The following is a 413-nucleotide window of genomic DNA, read 5'->3' as shown; positions in this document are numbered from 1 at the left end:
GAAAAAGCACGTGCATTCTTGCACTATATTGACGAGAACTTTCCGGATACCGAGTTTAAGGAAGCCGCAAGGCGCTTGCTAGAACACCTTGACTCACATTAACTGAGCCGATCATTGATGGCATTGAGTATTTGCCACTTCTTCCCACACCACTGTGGGGCAAGCAGAATGTCTTGCGAGGCTGTTCCGGTTAGCCGGTGAACGATTACGTTTTTAGGAAGGCGCTCAAGCATTTTGACCACGGTATCGATATACGCTTGCTCAGCGACAGGTTCATACAAACCTTTCTTCCATTCTCGTGCTAGCTGCGTTCCTTTTACAATATGAAGCGGATGGAACTTGATTCCATCTGTTCCCAGTGCCAAGACTTTATCTAAGGACTTCAGGCTATCAAGGGCTGCTTCGCCAGGAAG

At 47.7% G+C, this 413-nt stretch carries 1 pseudogene; it reads right to left on the bottom strand.

Features of this window, described 5'->3' with window-relative positions:
* Positions 1-98 precede the first annotated feature (98 nt).
* A pseudogene (locus A3729_RS09265) lies at positions 99-413 on the bottom strand (TIGR01212 family radical SAM protein); the annotation flags it as partial.

Source organism: Oleiphilus sp. HI0043, assembly GCF_001634935.1.
Note: the sequence above shows the minus strand (reverse complement) of the source record. Positions and strands in the feature narration are given on the sequence as shown.